This is a genomic window from Dietzia sp. SLG310A2-38A2 (assembly GCF_014145095.1).
In the GTDB taxonomy this organism is placed as follows: Bacteria; Actinomycetota; Actinomycetes; order Mycobacteriales; family Mycobacteriaceae; genus Dietzia.
Genome location: NZ_JAALDX010000178.1, coordinates 1 through 4,424, shown reverse-complemented (window position 1 = coordinate 4,424; position 4,424 = coordinate 1). Strand labels below are relative to the sequence as shown.

Annotated in this window: 4 protein-coding genes and 1 pseudogene; 4 read left to right on the top strand and 1 reads right to left on the bottom strand. The window is 68.2% G+C overall.

Annotation, left to right across the window (positions count from 1 at the left end; genetic code table 11):
- Window positions 1-308 (bottom strand): PH domain-containing protein (locus G6027_RS07030; RefSeq protein WP_182636548.1); only part of this gene is annotated, 308 nt, incomplete at its 3' end.
- A gap of 279 nt (window positions 309-587) precedes the next feature.
- Between G6027_RS07030 and G6027_RS07025 the strand changes: the two genes are divergently transcribed.
- The 4 genes and pseudogenes from G6027_RS07025 to G6027_RS07010 form a co-directional block, all read left to right on the top strand.
- On the top strand, window positions 588-2,483 hold the full coding sequence (locus G6027_RS07025) for an acetolactate synthase large subunit (protein WP_182636547.1): 1,896 nt from the start codon (window positions 588-590) through the stop codon (window positions 2,481-2,483).
- Complete coding sequence (ilvN, locus tag G6027_RS07020) at window positions 2,480-2,986, top strand: acetolactate synthase small subunit (protein ID WP_017837033.1); 507 nt, start codon at window positions 2,480-2,482, stop codon at window positions 2,984-2,986. Before G6027_RS07025 ends, ilvN begins: the two co-directional genes overlap by 4 nt.
- 54 nt (window positions 2,987-3,040) lie before the next feature.
- Window positions 3,041-4,054 carry a ketol-acid reductoisomerase gene (ilvC, locus tag G6027_RS07015; protein ID WP_182636546.1) on the top strand — a complete coding sequence of 338 codons (1,014 nt, stop codon included), beginning with the start codon at window positions 3,041-3,043 and terminating at the stop codon, window positions 4,052-4,054.
- Window positions 4,055-4,105: 51 nt separating this feature from the next.
- Window positions 4,106-4,424: pseudogene (locus G6027_RS07010) on the top strand (hypothetical protein); the annotation flags it as partial.

The following is a 4,424-nucleotide window of genomic DNA, read 5'->3' as shown; positions in this document are numbered from 1 at the left end:
AGGCGGGCGAAGCCGTTCTTGGGGAACAGCACGCCCTTGACGTCGTCCCAGGGCACGGACCTTCTCGCCCGCCATGTCGACAGGTGGACCCCGTCCTCGTCGAGTCTGGTGTTGGTCCGTGCGACCCACCAGCCGAACGCGATCGGGAGCAGCACGAGCCATCCGAGAGCGACGGGATAGGCGCTGACGGGCCAGAGTATGGCCAGCACGACGATGGCGATGACGGCGTAGGACATGGGGTTGACCCGGAAGAGTGCGCGGTCGGTGGGCGTGGACTCCGGGTGGGGTGCTCTGAAGGGGGCGCTCATGGTGCCTTCCACTGTCTCACGGTCCACTATGTGGGATCCAATTTCCACGAGTTGACGACCGTGACGGACGGGGCCTAACCTGAGCCCGTGAACACCTGGAACGGTCTAGTACTCGGCCGGCGCGTCGGCGCCTGAGCCGCTACCTGGCTTTCCGTCGACGCGCACCCTCGCCGGCCCCCGTGGCCGTCGGGGGTTTTTTGTTGCCGGGTTCCCCTGGTCCCACCGGACCGGGTGCGGCGACGAACGTCAGCTCCACGACCAGCATGAAGGACAGTTGAAGTGAGCGCACCAACGGCACAGCCCGGACCCCGTCCGGGTGCAGAGCACAGGGCCCGGTCCGCGGCCCCCGAGCGGATGACGGGCGCCCAGGCGGTCGTCCGTTCCCTCGAGGAGATCGGCACCGAGGTCGTCTTCGGTATCCCCGGCGGCGCGATCCTGCCCGTCTATGATCCCCTCTACGACTCGGTCAAGGTCCGACACGTGCTGGTCCGGCACGAGCAGGGCGCGGGTCATGCGGCCACCGGGTACGCGCAGGCCACCGGCAGGGTCGGTGTCTGTATGGCCACCTCGGGCCCCGGGGCCACCAACCTCGTGACGCCGCTGGCGGACGCGCAGATGGACTCGGTTCCGATCGTGGCCATCACCGGGCAGGTGGGCACCGCGCTCATCGGTACGGACGGCTTCCAGGAGGCCGACATCTCCGGCATCACCATGCCGATCACGAAGCACAACTTCCTCGTCTCGCACGGCGAGGACATCCCGCGGATGATCGCGGAGGCGTTCCACATCGCGCAGACCGGCCGTCCGGGTGCGGTGCTGGTGGACATCCCCAAGGACGTCCTACAGGCCGAGATGACGTTCTCGTGGCCACCGGAGATGAAGCTGCCCGGGTACCGGCCGGTGACCAAACCCCACGGCAAGCAGATCCGCGAGGCGGCCCGGCTCATCGCCAAGGCCCAGCGCCCGGTCCTGTATGTCGGCGGTGGCGTGATCAAGGCCGACGCCTCGGCGGAACTGCTGGCCCTGGCCGAGCTGTCGGGAATCCCGTTGGTCACCACCCTGATGGCGCGAGGAGCGTTCCCCGACTCACACCGGCTGCACTACGGCATGCCCGGCATGCACGGCACCGTCGCGGCGGTCGCCGCGCTGCAGCGGTCGGATCTGCTCGTCACCCTGGGTGCCCGTTTCGACGACCGGGTCACCGGCCAGCTCGACACCTTCGCCCCCGACGCCAAGGTCATCCACGCGGACATCGATCCGGCCGAGATCGGTAAGAACCGCGCGGTCGACGTGCCGATCGTCGGCGACATCAAGGAGGTGTTGGTCGAGCTCGTCGAGACGCTGCGCGGCGAACGCGACTCCGGCGCGCTCGCCGAGCCCACCGCCTGGGTGGGGCAACTGGACGAGATCCGCTCCGAGTTCCCACTCGGATACGGTCCGCAGTCGGACGGTTCGCTCTCGCCGGAGTACGTGATCGAGCGTCTCAGCGCGGCAGCAGGCCCCGACGCCGTGTACTGCGCCGGGGTGGGCCAGCACCAGATGTGGGCCGCGCAGTTCGTGCAGTACGAGAAGCCGCGCACGTGGCTCAACTCTGGCGGGCTCGGGACCATGGGGTACTCGGTGCCCGCGGCGATGGGGGCCAAATTCGGCCGTCCCGACGCCGAGGTGTGGGCCATCGACGGCGACGGGTGCTTCCAGATGACCAACCAGGAGCTCGCCACCTGTGCGATCGAGGGCGCGCCCATCAAGGTGGCACTGATCAACAACGGCAACCTCGGCATGGTCCGCCAGTGGCAGACGCTGTTCTACGATCAGCGCTACTCGCAGACCGACCTGTCGACGCAGTCCAAGCTCATCCCCGACTTCGTGAAGCTCGGCGAGGCCCTGGGCTGCGTGGCGTTCCGCTGTGAGCGCGCGGAGGACGTCGACGAGGTGATCGCCAAGGCCCGCGAGATCAACGACCGCCCCGTGCTCATCGACTTCATCGTGGGCAAGGACGCCCAGGTGTGGCCGATGGTCGCGGCGGGCACGTCCAACGACGAGATCATGGCGGCGCGGGACATCCGGCCGCTGTTCGACGACACCGATTCCGTGGCGGACGACGCCGCGGACGTCCACGAGGTGACCGAGCGGATCGACGCCGCCGTGCTCGCCGCCCAGGAGGAGGACCAGTGACCGCCCGCTCCCACACCCTGAGCGTGCTGGTGGAGGACAAGCCCGGCGTGCTCGCGCGCGTGGCGTCGCTGTTCTCCCGGCGCGGGTTCAACATCGAGTCCCTCGCGGTGGGCCCCACCGAGACCGACGGGCTCTCGCGCATGACCATCGTCGTGGCCGTCGAGGACTTCCCCCTCGAACAGGTGACCAAGCAGCTCAACAAGCTGGTCAACGTCATCAAGATCGTGGAGCAGGACCCGGCCGGCTCGGTCGCTCGGGAACTCACCCTGGTCAAGGTCCGCGCCGACACCACCAACCGTGGCCAGATCGTCGAGATCGCCAGTCTGTTCCGCGCCCACGTCGTGGACGTCTCCCCGGAATCGCTCACGCTCGAGGCCACCGGTACCCCGGACAAGCTCGACGCGCTGTTGCGCATGCTCGACGGCTACGGAATCCGCGAGATCGTGCAGTCCGGCATGGTCGCGCTGGGACGCGGCCCCAAGTCCATCACCACCACTCGATAGTCTCGACTTCTACACAAGTCTCGGCTTCACGAAACAACACGAAGGGAATCCACCATGGCAGTGGAGATGTTCTACGACGACTCGGCGGATCTGTCGCTGATCCAGGGCCGCAAGGTCGCCGTCATCGGTTACGGCTCGCAGGGTCACGCACACTCGCTGAGCCTGCGCGACTCCGGTGTCGAGGTCGCGATCGGCCTTCGTGAGGGCTCGAAGTCCCGCGCGAAGGCCGAGGAGGCCGGCCTCAAGGTCATGACCGCCGCCGAGGCCACCAAGTGGGCCGACGTGATCATGCTCCTGGCCCCCGACACGTCGCAGGCCCAGATCTTCACCGAGGACATCGAGCCCAACCTGAACGACGGCGACGCGCTGTTCTTCGGCCACGGACTCAACATCCACTTCGGTCTGATCAAGCCCGCCGAGGGTGTCACCGTCGCGATGGTCGCCCCGAAGGGCCCCGGCCACCTGGTGCGTCGTCAGTTCGTCGACGGCAAGGGCGTCCCGGCGCTCATCGCCGTGGAGCAGGACCCCAAGGCTGAGGGTGAGGCCCTGGCGCTGTCCTACGCCAAGGCGATCGGCGGCACCCGCGCGGGAGTCATCAAGACCACCTTCAAGGACGAGACCGAGACCGACCTGTTCGGTGAGCAGGCCGTGCTCTGTGGCGGCACCGAGGAGCTCGTCAAGACGGGCTTCGAGGTCATGGTCGAGGCCGGATACGCACCCGAGCTCGCCTACTTCGAGGTGCTGCACGAGCTCAAGCTCATCGTCGACCTCATGTACGAGGGTGGCATCGCGCGGATGAACTACTCCGTGTCCGACACCGCCGAGTTCGGCGGCTACCTCTCGGGCCCGCGCGTCATCGACGCCGGGACCAAGGAGCGCATGAAGGCCATCCTCTCCGACATCCAGGACGGCACCTTCACCAAGCGTCTCGTCGCCAACGTCGAGGGCGGGAACAAGGAGCTCGAGCAGCTCCGCAAGGAGAACGCCGAGCACCCGATCGAGGTCACCGGCCAGAAGCTGCGCGACCTGATGAGCTGGGTCGACCGGCCGATCACCGAGACCGCCTGAGACCCATGTAGGGTCCACCGGGATCGATTCCCGAGCTTCAGGAGGACCGCCGTGCGCCACTTCAACCGAGGAGTGGGGGCGGCGGTTCTCTCGTTCTGCCTGGTCGCGTCCACCGCCGCGTGTACGTCCGATTCCGGCGACGACGCCCCAGGTATCACCGCCGCGCAGGTCGACGGTGCGAGGATCGCGGTGGACGCCGACTCCTCCGGCGTCGAGGCGACCCGTCTCCTGGTAAATGCCGCCCCGGTGGTCGTGGTGGCCGCGCCGGACGAGGCCGCCCAGGCCCGCGCCGCGTCGGTGGCGGTGGGACTGCGCGCGCCGATGCTCACCGCGGTGTCAGGCGGTGACGACGCCCTCGCGAGCGAGCTGA